The sequence below is a fragment of the Tsukamurella sp. NPDC003166 genome, assembly GCF_040611135.1.
Taxonomy (GTDB): domain Bacteria; phylum Actinomycetota; class Actinomycetes; order Mycobacteriales; family Mycobacteriaceae; genus Tsukamurella.
The window spans coordinates 356,395-374,153 of sequence record NZ_JBEXNL010000001.1 but is presented as its reverse complement, the minus strand read 5'-3'; the positions used below and the strand labels follow the sequence as shown (position 1 = coordinate 374,153).

At 71.4% G+C, this 17,759-nt stretch carries 17 protein-coding genes; 13 read left to right on the top strand and 4 right to left on the bottom strand.

The features are described 5' to 3' along the window. Positions 1 to 41 precede the first annotated feature (41 nt). Complete coding sequence (locus ABZX10_RS01770) at positions 42 to 1,748, bottom strand: aldehyde dehydrogenase family protein (RefSeq protein ID WP_355533870.1); 1,707 nt, start codon at positions 1,746 to 1,748, stop codon at positions 42 to 44. A 159-nt stretch (positions 1,749 to 1,907) separates the two neighbouring features. On the opposite strand from ABZX10_RS01770, the gene ABZX10_RS01765 reads away from it, so the two are divergent. From ABZX10_RS01765 to ABZX10_RS01735, 7 genes are all read left to right on the top strand, one after another. Further along, positions 1,908 to 3,095: a helix-turn-helix domain-containing protein gene (locus ABZX10_RS01765; protein ID WP_355533868.1), complete on the top strand. Its 1,188-nt coding sequence runs from the start codon at positions 1,908 to 1,910 to the stop codon at positions 3,093 to 3,095. Positions 3,096 to 3,215: 120 nt separating this feature from the next. Further along, positions 3,216 to 4,592, top strand: coding sequence for an FAD-dependent oxidoreductase (locus ABZX10_RS01760; RefSeq protein ID WP_355533866.1), 1,377 nt, complete (start codon positions 3,216 to 3,218; stop codon positions 4,590 to 4,592). A gap of 22 nt (positions 4,593 to 4,614) precedes the next feature. Next, on the top strand, positions 4,615 to 6,027 hold the full coding sequence (locus tag ABZX10_RS01755; RefSeq protein WP_355533864.1) for a threonine/serine exporter family protein: 1,413 nt from the start codon (positions 4,615 to 4,617) through the stop codon (positions 6,025 to 6,027). 64 nt (positions 6,028 to 6,091) lie between these two features. Continuing rightward, complete coding sequence (locus ABZX10_RS01750; RefSeq protein ID WP_168547187.1) at positions 6,092 to 6,253, top strand: hypothetical protein; 162 nt, start codon at positions 6,092 to 6,094, stop codon at positions 6,251 to 6,253. A 6-nt stretch (positions 6,254 to 6,259) separates the two neighbouring features. Beyond that, positions 6,260 to 7,714, top strand: a complete 1,455-nt coding sequence (locus ABZX10_RS01745) for a trehalose-6-phosphate synthase (RefSeq protein WP_355533861.1) — start codon at positions 6,260 to 6,262, stop codon at positions 7,712 to 7,714. Further along, complete coding sequence (gene otsB, locus ABZX10_RS01740; protein ID WP_355533859.1) at positions 7,711 to 8,469, top strand: trehalose-phosphatase; 759 nt, start codon at positions 7,711 to 7,713, stop codon at positions 8,467 to 8,469. The genes ABZX10_RS01745 and otsB overlap by 4 nt, the downstream gene beginning before the upstream one ends. A gap of 296 nt (positions 8,470 to 8,765) precedes the next feature. After that, positions 8,766 to 9,383, top strand: a complete 618-nt coding sequence (locus tag ABZX10_RS01735; RefSeq protein ID WP_355533857.1) for a DUF4190 domain-containing protein — start codon at positions 8,766 to 8,768, stop codon at positions 9,381 to 9,383. 245 nt (positions 9,384 to 9,628) lie between these two features. Here ABZX10_RS01735 and ABZX10_RS01730 read toward each other — a convergent pair whose 3' ends face one another. From ABZX10_RS01730 to ABZX10_RS01720, 3 genes are read right to left on the bottom strand one after another with little or no spacing between them, the layout of a single operon-like run. Continuing rightward, complete coding sequence (locus tag ABZX10_RS01730; protein WP_355533855.1) at positions 9,629 to 10,471, bottom strand: transglutaminase family protein; 843 nt, start codon at positions 10,469 to 10,471, stop codon at positions 9,629 to 9,631. Then, positions 10,438 to 11,613 (bottom strand): Ig-like domain-containing protein, encoded by a 1,176-nt coding sequence (locus tag ABZX10_RS01725; RefSeq protein ID WP_355534084.1) that lies wholly within the window; start codon positions 11,611 to 11,613, stop codon positions 10,438 to 10,440. Before ABZX10_RS01725 ends, ABZX10_RS01730 begins: the two co-directional genes overlap by 34 nt. A gap of 19 nt (positions 11,614 to 11,632) precedes the next feature. Next, the gene (locus ABZX10_RS01720) at positions 11,633 to 12,670 is read right to left on the bottom strand and encodes a UDP-N-acetylmuramate dehydrogenase (RefSeq protein WP_355533853.1); all 1,038 of its coding nucleotides are present in this window, start codon (positions 12,668 to 12,670) and stop codon (positions 11,633 to 11,635) included. A gap of 24 nt (positions 12,671 to 12,694) precedes the next feature. On the opposite strand from ABZX10_RS01720, the gene ABZX10_RS01715 reads away from it, so the two are divergent. From ABZX10_RS01715 to ABZX10_RS01690, 6 genes are all read left to right on the top strand, one after another. Then, positions 12,695 to 13,216: a DUF2505 domain-containing protein gene (locus ABZX10_RS01715; RefSeq protein ID WP_355533851.1), complete on the top strand. Its 522-nt coding sequence runs from the start codon at positions 12,695 to 12,697 to the stop codon at positions 13,214 to 13,216. A gap of 34 nt (positions 13,217 to 13,250) precedes the next feature. After that, positions 13,251 to 13,757 (top strand): DUF2505 domain-containing protein, encoded by a 507-nt coding sequence (locus tag ABZX10_RS01710; RefSeq protein ID WP_355533849.1) that lies wholly within the window; start codon positions 13,251 to 13,253, stop codon positions 13,755 to 13,757. 3 nt (positions 13,758 to 13,760) lie between these two features. After that, a complete protein-coding gene (locus ABZX10_RS01705) occupies positions 13,761 to 14,546 on the top strand; it encodes a class I SAM-dependent methyltransferase (protein ID WP_355533847.1) in 786 nt (261 codons plus the stop codon). 145 nt (positions 14,547 to 14,691) lie between these two features. Next, the gene (locus ABZX10_RS01700) at positions 14,692 to 15,498 is read left to right on the top strand and encodes a carbon-nitrogen hydrolase family protein (protein WP_355534082.1); all 807 of its coding nucleotides are present in this window, start codon (positions 14,692 to 14,694) and stop codon (positions 15,496 to 15,498) included. 16 nt (positions 15,499 to 15,514) lie between these two features. Further along, the gene (locus tag ABZX10_RS01695; RefSeq protein WP_355533845.1) at positions 15,515 to 16,453 is read left to right on the top strand and encodes an LmeA family phospholipid-binding protein; all 939 of its coding nucleotides are present in this window, start codon (positions 15,515 to 15,517) and stop codon (positions 16,451 to 16,453) included. A 2-nt stretch (positions 16,454 to 16,455) separates the two neighbouring features. Continuing rightward, the gene (locus ABZX10_RS01690; RefSeq protein ID WP_355533843.1) at positions 16,456 to 17,745 is read left to right on the top strand and encodes a cytochrome P450; all 1,290 of its coding nucleotides are present in this window, start codon (positions 16,456 to 16,458) and stop codon (positions 17,743 to 17,745) included. Positions 17,746 to 17,759: the final 14 nt, after the last annotated feature.

Here is a 17,759-nt window from a genome sequence, read left to right as displayed (position 1 = left end):
CCGCCCGGGAGGTCCGGACGGGGCGCACCAGCGGCGGACCGTCAGCCGCGCAGGGCGGAGGCGAAGATGCCGGGCAGCTTGAGCCACGAGGGCTTCGAGACGAACTCCGTGAGGCGCTTGCCCGTCACCGCGCCGGTGCGGTTGGTGACGAACCACGGCGGCTTCGGCGACATCGAGAGCTCGCCGCCGACGAACGACCGGGGCGACGGCCGGAAGGGACCACGCACGACGGTGCGCTCGACATCGTCGAGGAGCAACGCGTTGTGGACCACGCCGATGCCGCTCTGCACGTCGTCGATGGTGTGACCGGGGAAGGCGCCCCACGACGCGCGGGCCGTCAGGTAGCCGACGCCGGTCCAGGCGTTCACGGCGATCGTGCCGTAGCGCAGGTCGGTGATGGCCTGCTCGAACCGGTCACCGAGGGCCTTGATCGTGGCCGGATCCGCCACGATGTTCACGCCGAGCGTTCCCTCGAAGTCCTCGTTCGCCGCCCGCACGGCGTTCGCGAGGAAGGTCGCAGCGTCGCCGGGCAGCTCGAGCACGCCGTAGACGGGCGCGAAGTACTCGGTGTGCAGCGCCTCCTCGGTTCTATCGGCCTTGAGGCCGAACACGAGGGTGCGGGCACCGTCGGGACCGGCGGGCTGCGCCTGCGCGCCGTACCCGGCCCGGGCGGCGGCCACCCTGTCGGCCGAGCCCGGGTAGTAGTCGCGGCGCTGCGGGGCGCGGTCGAAGGCGGCGCGCAGCTCGGTGAGGAACTGCTCCTTCTGCGGCCAATCGGCGCTGATCACGGCCACCTGCGAGGCGACGCAGTTGTAGCCGTTGTTGTGCAGGCGCTGCGTGGCGAGGTGCTCGGCCTGGAACGTCAGGTCGGCGCTCGACCACTCGCCGGGCACGACGATGGTCGGCGAGACACCGCCGAGTTCGCTGGTGATGGTCTTGTCGAGCAGCGGGCTGTTCTCCGTCTTGCGCTGCGCGCCTTCGGTTCCGGTGCCGAACACGATGGCGTCGTGGGTGCGGGCGCTGCCCGTCATGTGCACCGTGGTGACGCCGGGGTGGTTGACGAGAGCCCCGCCCACGTCGGCACCGCCGGTCACGATGCGGACCACGCCGTGTTCGATGAGCGGCGCGAACGCTGCACGGAAGACATCCAGCAGCGGGTCCGTCACCGGATTGAGCTTGAGCAGCACCACGCGGTTGTCCGGGTAGAGCTGGTACAGGGTGTCGAGCGGCGGGATCGAGAAGATGTTGCCCGCGCCGAGGACGCCCGCGACGCCGTGGGTGATCGTCGGATCGAGCTCGCCGAGGCCGGCACGTTCGCGCACGGCATCGGCGTCGACGCCCGGCACGGTCCAGACCTGCGCCGAGAACCCGCTCATCAGCAGCTGGTCGAAGACGGTGTGCGGCAGCACCTCGACGGCGGACCGGCCGCCGGGGGCGGAGGACACGGTGAAGCCGTCGACGGGGCTGCGGCCCTCCTCGAGCGCCCGCAGGCTCGTGGCGAGCGCCTCGCACGCGGTGATCACCGAGTACGGGCCGCTGAGCCACTCCTCGCCCAGCAACGTCGAACCGGCGGGCAGGCCCTTGATCCCGGCCGCGGCGCCGACCCACTGCTGCGCGACGGCCGCCGTGGCCTCGCGGACGGCGTCGAGCAGGGCGCGGCGAGCGGCGAGCGAGGTCGCGGCCCAGGTCCGCTCCCCCTGCTGCAGGTCCGCGACGGCGGCGTCCAAGATGTTCTCGGTGGTGGTCATTGTTTCTCCTCGCGGATCCTGTGAGCCCAGTCACGTCTCTGTCCTCCAGTGTGGTCCGCACGGGGGGCCGGCGCATCGTGCCGGAGCTACGGCCCGCTTGCGGCCCCGTTGTGCGCAAGCACACTCGACGCGCGAGGCGACCGCGCTAGCATCGAACCCGTGTCGACGATCACAGCCCCGGCCGGAGCCTCCCCCGCGGAGTTCGCCCGCCTGCTGATGGCGGACTTGGAGCCGCTCACGGATGAGCTCGTCCGGCGCATCCTCACGGGCGAACACGCCTACGCCGAGAGCACCCTGCTCAGCGCCGAGGAGCTCCGCGAGGCTGTGCACACCAACCTCGATTCGGTCCTGCGCCAGCTCGCCGGCGAGCCCGACCACGGCCTCCACGCCGCCCGCGCCACCGGCCGCCTCAAGGCCGAGTACGGCTTCCCCCTCGCGGCGCTGCTGCACGCCTACCGCCTCGCGGGGCGGCTCGTCTGGGACCACATGCGCGCCGCCTGCATCGAGAACCCGGAGCTGCTCCCGGACATCGGCGCGGACGTGTGGCGGATCATCGACGACTACTCGACCGCGGCCACCGAGGAGTACGGCCGCGCGGTCGCCGAGCGCACCGGCCGGGACGCGGAACTGCGCCGCGTCGAGCTGCGGGCCCTCCTCGACGGGGTGCTCGAGCCCGGCCGGCTGCACGCCGCGGCGCAGACGCTGCAGCTGCCGGCGTCGGGCGTCTTCCTGGTGGTCTGCGCGGAGTCCGGAGGCGACGCGGAGCCCCTCGCGGGGATCGAGCGCCGGCTGCGCGACAAGAACGTCGTCTCGTACTGGACGTCCGAGGTGCACACCCGCGTCGGCCTGCTCAGCCTGAGCACCGAGCACATTCTGCCGCAGGTGCTGGACCTGCTGCGTCGCGAGGCGGGCGGGCGGGTCGGCGTCAGCGAGCGCTTCGCGGCGCCGCTCGAGGCGCGGGCCGCGGTGCGGCAGGCCGAGCTCGCGATGACCGGCATCGCGCCCGGCGAGACGACCGCCGCGGCGTACGGGCAGGCGGCGCTGCCACTGGCTCTGGCACACACCCCGGACGCGGCCCGCGAGCTGCGCGACGCCGTGCTCGGGCCGGTACTGGCGCTCCCCGACCCCGACCGCGACGCGCTCATCACGACGGTCCGCGCCTGGTTCGACTGCGGCGGCTCCCTGGCCGCCACGGCCGAGCGGCTGCACTACCACCGCAACACCATCAATCACCGCCTGCGCCGCGTGGAGCAGCTCACGGGCCGCGACCGGTCCGACCCGCGCGCGGCCGCCGAACTGTACGTCGCCGTCCTCGCCGACCGGCTCTTCCCCCTGCCCGGGGACTAGTCCGCGGAGCGGTCCGCGGTCACCGATCCACAGGAGATCATTGCGACCCGCGTCACATCGCCCTACACTCAGTCATACGACCGACTGTATATGTGGAATCGCCGCGGACAGGAGCCCCTCATGACCGACTCGCCCGACACCCGCCCCACGGACGGGGCCGCCGCACCGTCGGACCCCGGGACCGCGCAGCCGGGCGCCGAACGGGCCACCGTCGTGGTGGTGGGCGCCGGGATCGCCGGACTGCGCGCCGCGCTGAACCTGCACGACCGTGGCGTCGATGTGCTGGTGCTCGAGGCCGCGCCCCGCGTCGGCGGTCGCGTGCTCACCGAGGCCACCGCGCTCGGCACGCACGTCGACCTGGGCGGCCAGTGGATCGGCAAGGGCCATCACCGGTTCGAGGCACTCGCCGCCGAGTTCGGCGCGCAGGTCTTTCGGATGGAGACGCCGAGGATGCCGAAACTGGTCGACGGCGCGCGCACGATCGGGATGGCGAGCCCCGCCCTCCTCCTCGCGGGCGCGGCGCTCGCCGCCTGGGAGGGCGTGGTCCGCCTCGGCGGTCCGTTCGCCGGGGGCGGTGCGACGGTGGCCGACCTCCTGCGCACGGTGCCGGGGCGCGCCCGGCGGCTGCTCGACGTGCTCATCGCGATCGCCACGACCGCCGACGCCGACCGGTTCGCGCTGCGCGACTTCGCCGCCGCCGTCCGGGTGCAGGAGGGACTGCTGACCGCCCTGTCCACCCGGGGCGGCGCGCAGGACTCCCTGGTCGTCGACGGTGCCGGCACCCTGGCGGTCCGGATGGCGGACCGCCTCGGCGACCGCGTGCACACCGACCGCGCGGTGCTCGCGATCCATCGCGACGACGACGGCGCCACCGTGCACACCACCACCGGCACCGTCCGCGCACGGCGCGTGATCGTGACCGTCCCCCCGCCCATCGCCGCCGCCATCGAGCACCGTCCGGCCCTGCCCGCCGAGAGATCCCGCGCCGAGCGCGGCATGTACATGGGCTCGGTCTACAAGGCCCTGGCCGTGTACGAGCGCCCCTTCTGGCGCGCGAACGGGCACGCCGAGATGATCGACATCGCCGGCCCCGGCGTCGGGGTGTTCGACACCACGCCACCGTCGGCCGACGGGGCCGGGCCCGGGCACCTGTGCCTGCTCGTGGGCAGCGCCGACGCGCGGTCCCTCGACGACCTGAGCCCGGCGGACCGTCGGGAGACGATGCTCGCGCGGCTCGCCGTGCACCTGGGCGAGGGCGTCACGACCCCCGCGAGCTGGCACGAGAAGTCCTGGCACCGCGACGAGTACGTCGGCGGCGGCTACCTCGCCCTTCCGGACCCGACGGCGGGCGCGATGCCCTTCCCGCTCGGACACGCCCCCGCGGGCGTCGTTCACTGGGCCGGCACCGAGACGGCGACGGAGCACGCCGGGTACATCGAGGGCGCCCTCGAATCGGGCGCGCGGGTGGCCGGGGAGGTCGCGTCGGCACTACGGTGATGCACCGAGGAGGTGCCCCGACATGAAGCCCGCGTTCCGCGATCACCTCGCGCACGCCGTCCAGTCCCTGACCGGCCGGAACGCAGCGACCGTCGACACGGCGGGAATGCCGGTGCTGACGCCGCTGCAGCCGGTCGACCTCCGCGACAACGAGACGGTCGGCGAGGTCCTCGAGGTGGCCATGAAGGTCGGCGAGGTGCTGCTGGACTCGGGGACCGGCGCCGTCGACACCGAGGCCCAGGTCCGCTACGTCGCCGCGACCTACGGCATCGACGATGTGACGGTCACCGTCACCTACAACGCGATCACGGTGAGCGTCCAGCGCGGGCGAGGACTGCCACCGTCGACCTACACGCGGACGGTGAGTCACCGGTCCCTGGACTACACCCGGCTCTCCCAGGTCGACACGCTGGTGCGGCGGATCGGCCGCGGTCGGATCCGGCCGGATCAGGCGCTCGCGGCGCTGGAATCGATCATGACCGCCGGGCACCCGTATCCGCGCGCCGTCGCGACCTTCGGCTGGGCACTCATGGCCGGCGCGCTGACCCTGCTGCTCGGCGGCAAGCCGACACTGGCGGCCGTCGCCTTCGCGACCACCGCCGTGATCTACGTCGTGAACGTCCGGCTCAGCAATTGGGGACTGCCGTACTTCTTCCAGCAGGTGGTGGGCGGATTCCTCGCGACCCTGCCGGCGGCGCTGATCTACCGGCTGTCCATCGAGTTCGGCTGGGACGTGCAGCCCTACCGGGTGATCGTCGCGGGCATCATCGTGCTCATGGCGGGGCTCTCGCTCGTCGGCTCGGTGCAGGACGCCATCACTGGCGCGCCCGTGACCGGCGCGGCCCGGTTCTTCGAGGTCGTGGTGTTCACGGGCGGCGTGGTCGCGGGCGTCGGCATAGCGCTGCGGGTCACCAGCGAGCTGGGCGCCACCCTGCCACCGCTGCAACAGCAGCCCTTCGACTACGCGCCGCTGCCGATCCTCGTCGCGACGGGCGGCGTGGCCGCGGCGGCGTTCGCGTTGGCCGGCTACGCGCAGATCCGCGCGCTCACCGCGTCGTTCCTGGCGGGCTGCTTCGGCTCGCTCGTCGCGGGGTCGATCCTCGATCTCGGCCTCGGGCCGATCGTCTCGTCGGTGGTGGCGGCCACCGTCGTCGGCCTGGCCGGCGGCCTCCTCGCCCGACGGGCCGTGGTCCCCCCGCTCATCGTCGCCGTCGCGGGGATCACCCCGCTGGTGCCGGGTCTCGCGGTCTACCGCGGGCTGTCGGAGCTGATGGAGGGGCAGACCACATCGGCGCTGACGAACATGGCCACGGCGCTGACCGTCGGCTGTGCGCTGGCCGCGGGGGTCACGCTCGGCGAGTGGGTGGCGCGGACGATCCGGCGCCCGCACATCGCGCCGATCGCGGTGCTCCGCCGCCGCCGAGTCCGCGAGTGAGCGGATCGGCGCCGCCCGGGTAAGCTGGACTTTGCTCGTCCCTTACCGATACGAAGGTGTGTTCATGCCCCCGAAGACCACGCAGGACATCAGCGAAGACGATCTCGAGCCCGTCGCGGACGAGACCGCGCGCCAGGCTCAGCAGGTCGTCGCGGCGTACGCGGAGGACGCGGACGAGTGCCGCATGCTGCTGTCGATGCTCGGCATCGGCGTCAAGGAGGCCTAGCCCATCATGTCCGCTGCGGCGTTCGGAACATCTGATTTCATCGTCGTGGCGAACCGGCTGCCCGTCGACGTCGAGAAGGCGCCCGACGGCACGCTGATCTGGAAGGAATCGCCGGGCGGCCTGGTCACGGCCCTCAAACCCATCCTCAGCGCGCGCAACGGCGCGTGGGTGGGCTGGCCGGGCGCACCCGACATCGGCGGCGGGGCCGACGATCCGATCCCCGGCGAGGACATGCTCCTCGTGCCCGTGAAGCTCAGCGCCCAGGAGGTCGAGGAGCACTACGAGGGCTTCTCCAACGGCAGCCTGTGGCCCCTCTATCACGACGTCATCGTCAAACCCGAGTACCACCGGGAGTGGTGGAACACCTACGTCGAGGTCAACCGCCGCTTCGCGGAGGAGACGGCGCGCGTCGCCGCGGAGGGCGCCACCGTCTGGGTCCAGGACTACCAGCTGCAGCTGGTACCGAAGATGCTGCGCATGCTGCGGCCCGACGTCAAGATCGGCTTCTTCCTGCACATCCCGTTCCCCCCGGTCGAGCTGTTCATGCAGATGCCGTGGCGGCGCGAGATCATCGAGGGCATCCTCGGCGCCGACCTCGTCGGCTTCCACCTGCCCGGCGGGGCACAGAACTTCCTCTACCTGGCGAACAAGCTCGCCGGCTACTCCACCAGTAGGAACTCGATCGGGGTGCGCTCGAAGTTCGGCGTGGTCACCGTCGGGTTCCGGTCCGTGCGGGTGGGCGCGTTCCCGATCTCCATCGACTCCGCGGAGCTCGCCGCGACCGCCAAGCTCCCGGAGACGCGCAAGCGCGCGCGGGCCCTGCGCAAGGAGCTCGGCGACCCGGAGAAGGTCCTGCTCGGCGTCGATCGGCTGGACTACACCAAGGGCATCGACGTGCGGCTGCGCGCCATCGGCGAGCTGTACCAGGAGGGCCGGCTCGACCCGGAGCGACACATCTTCGTCCAGCTGGCGACCCCCTCGCGCGAGCGTGTCGAGTCGTACCGGGCGATGCGGGACGACATCGAGCTGCAGGTCGGCCGGATCAACGGGAACTTCGGGCGCATCGGCCACCCCGCCATCCACTACATCCATCGCCCTGTTCCGCGCCGCGAGCTGCTGGCCTTCTTCGCCGCCTCCGATGTCATGCTGGTGACGCCGCTGCGCGACGGCATGAACCTCGTCGCCAAGGAGTACATCGCGTGCCGCACGGACTCCTCGGGCGCGCTCGTGCTCAGCGAGTTCACCGGTGCCGCCGCCGAGCTGCGCCAGGCGTACCAGTGCAACCCGCACGACCTCGAAGGCGTCAAGAACGCCATCGACGAGGCCGTGCACCAGGATCCCGAGGACGGCAAGCGCCGCATCCGCACCATGCGCCGCCAGGTCCTGCAGTACGACGTCGACCGCTGGGCCCGCTCGTTCCTGCAGACCCTCGCCGGCACCGTCGATGAGGCGCCGGCGTGAGCCTGCCCGCCGATCTCGGTGAGGCACTGGGCGGGTTCTCGGCGCTGGGCACGGTGCTCGTGGCGACGGACTACGACGGGGTGGTGGCCCCGATCGTGTCCGACCCCGCGGCCGCGTTCCCGCTGCCCGGGACGGTACCCGCACTCGAGGCGCTCGCCGCGCTGCCCGGGGTCACCGTCGCGCTGGTGTCGGGGCGCGACCGTGCGACGCTCGGACGGTTGTCCGGCGTCCAGTCGTCGATCGTCACGGTCGGGAGTCATGGCGCGGAGTGGGAGGGCGGGATCGCCCTCGACGGCGAGCAGCAGGAACTCCGGTCGACGGTGCTGTCCGCCCTGTCCGTGATCGCCGACCGGTTTCCGGGCGCGGCCGTCGAGCCGAAGCCGCTGGGCGGCGCGCTGCACGTCCGGAACGTCGTGGACCCGGCCTCCGGCGCGCAGGCCCTGCAGGAGGCCCGACGGGGCCCCGCCGCCCTCCCCGGCGTGCACGCCACCGAGGGCAAGGCCGTGCTGGAGCTGACGGTCCTCGACGCCTCGAAGGGCCGCGCCCTGACGGTGCTCCGGGAGCAGGTGCGCGCCGACGCGGTCCTCTACCTCGGCGACGACGTGACCGACGAGAAGGCCTTCGCCGTGCTCACCGGGGCCGGGGACGTCTCCGTGAAGGTGGGCGACGGTGCCACCGCCGCCCGCTTCCGCGTGGACGGGCCGGCCGACGCGCGGGCGGTGTTCGAGGAGCTGGCGGCGCTGCGCCGCGGTTGATCCCAGGGCGCCTCGGTGCCATGTTTCTGCCGAAAAGTCATGCGTCGGACGCATGGCATCATTTTCGCAGGTCAGCGCCATTTTTGCCGACGGAGCCATGCGTTCCACGCATGGCAGTTCCGTTGAAAGTCGACGTCAAGGCGAGCCGGCCGCGCGCCGGCCGGCGGCACGGCCCGGTCGAGTTCTCTACCGCCATCCATCTGTCAGCGACAGTAGTCCGTTCAGATGATATCCCCCATGCGATTCACCAGATAGATTCGAGTCGTCCAATCGTTTGACCAAACGCAAGAGGCGGAATGACGGACTCGACAAAGAAGTCGCCCGATGACCCCGGCATTGAACCACAACCCGGTGTTCACACGGGAGCTACGAATGGATTCGCGATCGCAGCGCTGGTATCCAGCCTCGTACTCGCGCCTCTCGGAATCATATTCGGCCACATTTCGTTGAGGCAGATCCGCAGAACCGGCGAAGGAGGTCGCGGACTCGCTATCGCGGGCCTCGTTGTCGGCTACCTCGGCACGATCGCAGCGCTAGTCTCCGCAACCGCCCTGATTATCATGATCAGCGAGTTCAATACACATGAAAGCGACGCATACGGTTCATCGGGTACCACGACTTCGACCATTGCCAGATCGGCACCGACGCAGCCCGTTCAGATCGTCATCGGTAATGATCACTACGAAACTCATGATGCAATCAACGCTAAGATAGGGAAGTGCCTCAGTTTCGAGTACGACAGCAGTGGCATCCTCAAACGAGCGTCGATATTCGAGTGCGGCACAGGATATTCTTGGCCCTCATACGTCATACTGGACAGGTGGGAGTCCACGAACACGTCGCTATGTAGCGGACCGGACTACATCACCGACGGCACGACACTCGTATGCCTGGCGTACTACCAAGGTCCGTAGCGGAGCTCCATCACGCGCCTTGCTCCGCCGAATCCATCGCCGCCCGCTCACCTCACGATGCCCCGCGCGATCTCGACCATCGTCTCCGCCCGACGGACCAGCACCTTCACTGCGGCCGCACTGATTCGGCGGTGGGTTCGCTCGCGAACATGACACCATCGTACGTCATGTGACTTATTTTTAAGTCATATGACTTCCTCCAAAGTCATTGCCGCCGAGAGTGCAGATGAATCGCGAGACCTGAATCAGGCGATCGGGATCAGGGCGTGGGGGTCGTCGGCGGGGAGGGGAGCGAGACTGTCGGCGGTCACCGTCAGGCGCTCGAACCGGATGGACCCGCCGTGATTGTCGAGGAACGCGATGTCCGCGGCATCGCGGCCGGTGGCGATCCGGACCATCGCGGCGCGCGGGGCGAGTCCCGTCGCGTCGAGCACCCACCAGCGGCCGTCGACCATCACCTCGGCGACGGCGTGGAAGTCCATCGGATCGCAGCCCGGCGCGAAGACCGCGGACATCCGCGCCGGCAGCTTCAGCGCGCGCAGCAGCGCGATGGTCAGGTGCGCGTAGTCCCGGCACACGCCGGCGGACGCCAGCAGGGTGTCGGAGGCACCGTCGACGGACCTGCTGACGGGCAGGTAGTCGAGCCGCCCCGCCACGAACTCGCGCACCGCCACGGCGCGCTGCGCGTCGCCGGTCACGCCGGCGAACTGCTTGGCGGCGAACCCGAAGAACCGGTCGACCTCGCAGTACCGGGAGGGCCGCAGGTACAGCGACCGCAGGTACTCGTCGACCGGCTCGGGCAACGCGAACCCCGCGACCTGCGCGTGGTACTCGAGAAGCACCTTCCCGGGGGCCGCGTCGACCCGATGGATCCGTCCGCCGTGCGGCCCGACGACCTCTCGGATCGGGAGCGGGGCACCGTCGAGCGTGACGGCGAGGGACTCCTGCACGGCGAGCCCCGGCACGCGGGCGACGGTGGCCTGGTACTCCAGAACCGTGGGCGCGGCGACGGTGCACGCGACGCGCGCCGACATCGTCCGCGCGCCGGAAACGACTACTTCTGGCGGAGCGCCGACATCGATTGCCACGTCGGCCAGTCTAGGGTCCAGTCGTAGATGTCCCCGTCGGCCTCCGACAACTCGATCGACGTGCCCGTGACCTCGACCGGATCACCGAAGATCGCGCTCTGGAAGTACGTCTGGGCGTTCTCCAGCGACAGGTTGATGCAGCCGTTGGTCACGTTCGAGCTGCCCTGGTTCCCGACGGTGCCCGGGTTGGCGTGGATGAACTCGCCGTTGTTGGAGATCCGCACCGCCCAGCGCTCGTGCACGTTGAAGTACCCGGCCGCCGGGTTGGACATGTAGAAGTCCTCGTGCTTCTCGCTGACCACGTGGATGCCGGACCGCGTGATGTTGCGCGGCAGGTCCGCCTCGCCGTAGGAGCAGGGCAGGTCGAGGAACACCTGGTCGCCGCGCATCACCTTGATCCGGTGCGACGGGGCCGAGGCCTTGACGATCTGCGACCGGCCGATCACGAAGCTGCTGGTCACGTCGTCGGCGCCGTACTTGCCACCGCCGTGGTCGAGGCCGTACAGCTTGCCCGTCATCGAGACCCTGGTACCCGGCTTGTAGTACTCGCGGGGCCGCCAGTGCGCGCGGGAGCCGTTGTCCTCGGGCAGCCAGGCCCACGCGCCCTCGGTCTGGGGGACGGTGGTCACCGTGAGCGCCTTCTCGACGGCCGCCTTGTCCTGGACGGTGCCCGCGAACTTCAGGATCAGGGGCGCGGCGATGCCGACCTCGGCATCGTCGGCGATGTTGATCTGGACGGACATCGTCGCGTCGGGCGAGACGACGGTGATCTTGCCGCTCAGGCTCGACCAGGTCCCACCGGCACCGTCGGCGGCACCGGACCAGGCGTAGGTGGCGCCGTAGCCGAGGGGCTCCGCCGCGGTGTACGTCACACCGTCGGGCGAGGGGGTCAGTTTGACCTGTTTCCCGGTGGCGGTGTTGGTCAGCGCCACGCCCGGGCGGAAGGTGCCGCCCTGCACCCGCACGGAGACGGGGTCGCGGGGGCCGATCTTCTTGTCCCCCGACGGGGTGTAGCTGAAGGTGGGCGCATCGGCCCTGGTCTCGGCGGTATCGCCGGGCTTGTTGCACGCGGTCGCGACGACGGCCACCGTCGCCGCCGCACCACCGAGGAAAGCGCGCCGGCCGAACGGCGCGCGAAACATGTTGAACACCGAATGGATTCTACCGGCGTGACGAGGGCAGTTCCGCACCTACGAGGACGGGCTCGGGGTGCAGCTCGACCCCGAATCGGGCGAACACCCCATCTCGGACCTCGGCCGCCAGGGCGAGCAACTCGACGGTCGTGCCCGTCCCCCGATTGGTGAGCGCGAGCGTGTGTTTCGTCGACAGCGAGACGCCCGTCCGGCCGCCCGCGAAGCCCTTGTGGAAGCCCGCCCGCTCGATCAGCCAGCCCGCGGACAGCTTGATCCCCGCCGGCGCGGGGTACCGCGGCGTGCTCTCGCCCGCGGCCTCCTCGACCCGGGCGACCGCGGCGTCGTCGGGCACCACCGGGTTGGTGAAGAAGGACCCGACGCTCCACGTGTCGTGGTCGGCCGGGTCGAGCACCATGCCCTTGCTCCGGCGCAGCGCCAGCACCTCGGCCCGCGCCCGCGCGGGCTCGACGGTGCCGCCCGCCTCGGCCCCCAGGGCCCGCGCGAGCTCCCCGTACCGAACGGGAGCGGAGGCACCGTCGGTCAGGGCGAACCGCACGCGCAGAACGACATCGGCGTCCGACTGCTTGAGGCGGGACGTCCGATAGGCCAGGCCCAGCGTCTCGGGCGCGACCCACGCAGTCTCCCCGGTCGCGCGGTGGTAGAGCTCGACGGCGTCGAGCCAGGACGCGACCTCGACGCCGTACGCCCCCACGTTCTGCACGGGCGTCGCGCCCGCGGAGCCGGGGATACCGGAGAGGCACTCGAGGCCGCCGAGGCCGGCGTCGACGGACGCCGCGACGACGTCGTCCCAGACCGCGCCCGCGTCCGCGGTGAGCGTCGTGCCCTCGATCTCGATCCCGTCGCCGCGCAGGTGGACGACGGTGCCGTCGAAGCCCGCGTCGGCGACCACCAGGTTGGAGCCGCCGCCGACCAGCAGCACGGGCTCGCCGGCGGCGTCGCACCGCGCGACCTCCCGCGCGGTCTCGGCGGCGCTCTCGCACCGCACGTACGCGCGTGCGGGGCCGCCGAGGCGCAGTGTGGTCAACTCCGATAGCAGTTCAGGCACTCCGCAACGGTAACGTGTCCCCCCATGACTACCCGTCTCGAACGCTCGCTCGACTACGCCACCGCCCCGGCCGCCCTGCACGCCGCGTTCACCGACGCCGCGTACTGGCCCGCCCGCGTGGCCGAGGTCGGCGGCGAGGGCGCGCGGGTGGCGGAGCTGACCGTCACGGGCGAGGGCGCCGGCGCGTCCGTCCGCGTGCTCGTGGTGCACGTGATCGGCGAGGACAAGCTGCCGCCCGTGGTGACCGCGATCCGGCCCGGCGGCCTGGAGATCCACCGCATCGAGGAGTGGGGCCCGTTCGACGGCGCCCGCTGCGAGGGCCGTTTCTCCGCCGACATCCAGGGCGTGCCCGCCCAGCTGTCCGGCACGACGGTGCTGGAGGGCGCGCCCGGCGCGGACGGCACCGCCCGCATCACCGCCGACGGCGAGGCCAGCGTGTCGATCCCGTTCGTCGCGAAGAAGGTCGAGTCGCTGGTGGTCGAGAACCTGCAGGAGCTCATGGAGAGCGAGCGCGAGTTCACGCTGCAGTGGATCGCCGAGCACTGATCCCCGAAGTCATCCCCGAGTAAGGTCTCCCCTCATGGCACGACGTCTCAGCTATTCGGCGCGCTTCCCGTTCCCCGCCGAGGTCTTCTACGACGCCTACTCCACCAAGGAGTACTGGACCGAGAAGATGACCGACTTCCGCAACCTCACCCCGCTGTCGGAGCTCACCGAGTTCGATGTCGACGACGAGGGCATCACGGTCGTCCAGAAGCAGAACCTGCCGCACGAGTACCTGCCGCCGATCGCGCAGGGCGTCGTGAAGAAGGACATGATCATCACGCGCCAGGAGTTCTACGGCGCGTGGGACGGCGAGCACTCGATCGGCGACTACAAGGCGTCGATCCCCGCGGGCCCCGGCTCACTCAAGGGCGAGGCCGACCTGTTCAACACCGAGACCGGCTGCACCATGCGCTACACCAGCGTCGTCAAGGTGTTCGTGCCCTTCGTCGGCACCAAGCTCGAGCAGCTGATCCTCATCAACCTCGTGGACCTGTTCCGCGCCGAGGCCGAGTACCTCAAGTACTGGGTCGACAAGCACTGACCCGTGGCCGCGCCGCAGGGCCGGATCACGCGCGGCACGACAGGGCTGAACCGGCTGCGGCGCAGTGATCGCTGGTCGGTGCACTCGCCGCTCGTGGCCGCGGCGTTGAGCTCGCCGTCGCCGTTGGCCGTCGACGTGGGCTACGGCGCGCGCCCGAACACGACCCTCGAGTGGGCGTCCTGGCTGCGGCGCATGTCGCCGACGGTCCGCGTGACGGGCCTGGAGATCGACCCCGCGCGGGTGGTCCCGGGCCGCGACGGCGTGGAGTTCGCCCGGGGCGGCTTCGAGCTCGCGGGACTGCGCCCGAACCTGGTGCGCGCCTTCAACGTGCTGCGGCAGTACGACGAGGCCGAGGTGGCCGACGCCTGGGCCTCGGTGACCTCGCGGCTCGCCCCGGGCGGGGTCTTCATCGAGGGCACGTGCGACGAGCTGGGCCGACGGTGCTGCTGGCTCACCCTGGGTGCCGCTCCGCCCGGCGTCGTGCCCGTGCCGAGCACGCTGACCCTGGCCTGGCATCCCGGCTACAGCGATCACCCGTCGGACCTGGCGGAGCGGCTGCCGAAGGCCCTGATCCACCACAACACGCCCGGTGACGGTATCCACTCGCTGCTCACGCTGGCGGATCGTTGTTGGGACGAGGCCGCCGGCTACGCACCGTACGGCAACCGCGTGCGCTGGCGGGCCGCGGGGACACTGCTGGCCCAGCGCACCGGCGGTGCCGCCCGCCCGCCCCGGCGGCCCGTCCGCGACAACCTGCTCACCGTCGACTGGGACCTGGTCGCGCCGTAGCCGCTCACGATGTCGGGTTCCGATGCCTCGGAGGTGTCCCGCGCACGTCCGAGGCATCAGAACCCGACATCGTGAGCCTCTCGCTCCGCCCTCGGCCGCGCCGCCCTATCGAGCGGAGATCAGTAGTGTGGTGCGCATGACATCGCTGACCGTCGCGCTGGCGCAGATCGAGGCCACCACCGATCCCGCGGCCAATGCCGCGCTGGTCGAGGACGGTCTGCGCCGCGCCGCCGACGCCGGCGCGGCGCTCGCCGTGTTCCCGGAGGCCACGATGTGCCGGTTCGGGGTGTCGCTGAAGCCGGTCGCCGAGCCGCTCGACGGTCCGTGGGCCACGCGCGTCGCGGCGGCGGCACGGGAGACCGGCGTGCACGTCGTCGCGGGGATGTTCACCCCGGGCTCCGACGGCCGCGTCCGCAACACACTCCTGTCCGCGGCGCCCGACGGCACGACCGACCACTACGACAAGGTGCACCTCTACGACGCCTTCGGCTTCGCCGAGTCGCGCACCGTCGAACCGGGCGCCCGCGCCGTCGTCGTGCAGGTCGGGGGCGTCCCCGTCGGCCTGAGCACCTGCTACGACCTGCGCTTTCCCACCCTGTATCAGGCGCTGGCCGATGCCGGCGCGCAGGTGATCGTCGCGCCCGCGTCGTGGGGCGACGGCCCCGGCAAGCTCGACGCCTTCACCACGCTCGCCCGCGCCCGCGCGCTCGACTCGACCACCTTCGTCGTCGCCGTCGATCAGGCGCGGCCCTCCGACGCCGAGCCCGGCAGCGCGCCGCGCGGTGTGGGCGGCTCGCTGGCCGTCGGGCCCGACGGTGCCGTGCTCGCCACCGCGGGCGCCGCCGCGGAACAGATCGTCGTCGACCTGCCGCTGGACCGGCTCGACGAGGTGCGGGCCGCGCTGCCCGTGCTGGCCAACCGTAGGGACTTCACCGTCTCCGCCCAGGGATGAGGAACAATCGCAGACGATGGATACGAACCCGAACACCCCGCAGAACCCCGGCCCGCAGCACCCGGCCCCGCAGAACGCCGGCCCGCAGGACGGCCTGACGCGGCCGATCGAGTCGGCGGCGCGCCCCTCGGGCGCGCACGCGCGACCCGAGCTCGGCCAGCAGCCGCCGGTGCCGCCCGCCCAGGTCCCGCCCGGTGGACCGTCGGGACCGGTGGGCCCGGGCGGCCCCGGCAAGCCCCCGAAGGCGAAGCGCTCCACCGGCAAGCTGATCGGTTTGATCGCGGCCGGGGTGGTGGCGCTCGTCGTGATCGCGTTCGTCGGCATCGAGCTGTACGTCCGCAACCACATCGAGGGGTGCCTCGCGGACAACATCAAGAGCGGCGCCAAGGCCAACGACGTCTCGGTCTCCTTCGCCAAGACGCCCATGCTGATCCAGAACGCGAGCGGCAAGATGTCGTCGATCGATATCACCATCGACGGCCTGCAGGGCACCTCGGGTCTCAACGTGCGCATCCTGCTCAAGGGCGTCGATCCCAGCGGCGACAACAGGATCGACGACGCGACCATCCTCGGCGAGTTCACCGCCGACGGCATCAAGAACAAGGTCGCGCAGGTGCCCCTCCTGTCCGACCCGAAGGTCACCCTGAACCCGTCCGCCAACCGGATCGAGATCACGACCGGGCTCATCACGATCAACCTCACGCCGTCCATCAAGGACAACAAGGTCGTCCTCACCGCGAGCAAGGCGTCCATCCTCGGCTTCGGCGTACCCGACGAGCTGGCGCAGCAGGCGATCACCGCGATCGCCGACATCCCGACGCCCAACGGGCTGACCGCGAGCGACCTGAAGATGACCGACCAGGCCGTCAGCCTGCGCTACTCGGGCCAGAACGTGCTGCCCAAGGACATCGAGAGCGGCAACGACGTGGGCGCCACCAACTGCTCGGTGCTCTGACGATGCTGCCGGCGGCTCTGGCGACCCGGGTGCGCTGGGGGATCATGCACGGCCTCCCCCGGCGCGCCCTGCCGCGCCGCGCGGAACGCGGCGACCGCATGGCCCAGATGCTGCTCGGCTACGGCGAACCCGGGTCGCAGTACGAGGTCTTCGACGCGCTGCGGGCGGAGGGGCCGCTCGTGCGCAGCGAGGTCGGCGCCACCACCGCCGATCACGCCGTCTGCCGGGAGATCCTGCGCGATGCGCGCTTCGGCACCGTCCAGACCGCCGACTTCGGTTTCCCCGGCCCGCTGCTGCGCATCCTGGAGCTGACCGACCCGCAGCTGCCCAATCCGGTCGAGCCACCGTCGATGCTGGTCAGCGAGCCGCCCGCGCACACGGCCTACCGGCATCCGATCGCGAGGACCTTCACGCCCCGGTCCATCGAACAGCTCACGGGCCGCGCTCGGACGGTGACCGTCTCGCTCCTGGACGCGATGGCGGAGGCGCCCGCGCCCGACCTGGTCCGCGACTTCGCGGCGCGGCTGCCGGTCACCATGATCGGGCGACTCCTCGGCCTGCCCGAGGAGGACGACGACTACATGCTCGAGTGGGGCGAGGCCGCGGCGCCGCTGCTCGATCCGGGTCTGGCGTGGCCCGTCTACCGGCGCTCGCAGGTCGCGCTGACCGGGCTGCGCGAGTACCTCGCCGCCCACTTCGCGCGGGTGCGCGCCGACCCCGACGCCGACCACCCGTTCGCCCTCCTCGCCTCGAGCGGCGAGCTGTCGGACCGGGAACTGATCGCGAACGCGGCGCTGCTCATCGGCGCGGGCTTCGAGACCACCGTCAACCTGATCGGCAACGGCATCGTCGACCTGCTGGCGCACCCCGACCAGCTGGCGATCCTGCGCGAGCGGCCGGAGCTGTGGCCGAACGCCGTCGAGGAGGTCCTGCGCTTCTCGAGCCCCATCCAGCGCACGGCCCGCGTCGCGCGGGAGGACGTGGAGGTCGCGGGCGTGCGCATCGGGCGCGGGACCATGGTGTCCCTGCAGCTCGCGGGCGCCAACCGCGACCCGAAGGTCTTCGACCGGCCGAACGAGTTCGACGTGACCCGGCCCGACGCGAAGAAGAACGTGAGCTTCGGCTACGGCATCCACGCCTGCATCGGCGCCGCGCTGGCGCGGATGGAGGGCACCGTCGCCCTGTCCGGGCTGTTCGAGCGCTACCCCGCGGTCGCCCTGTCCGACGGTGCGCGGCACCGCGGGCTCTCGACCCTGTACGGGTACGCGGCGCTCCCCGCGCGGCTCGCCTGAGCGCTCGCGCACCG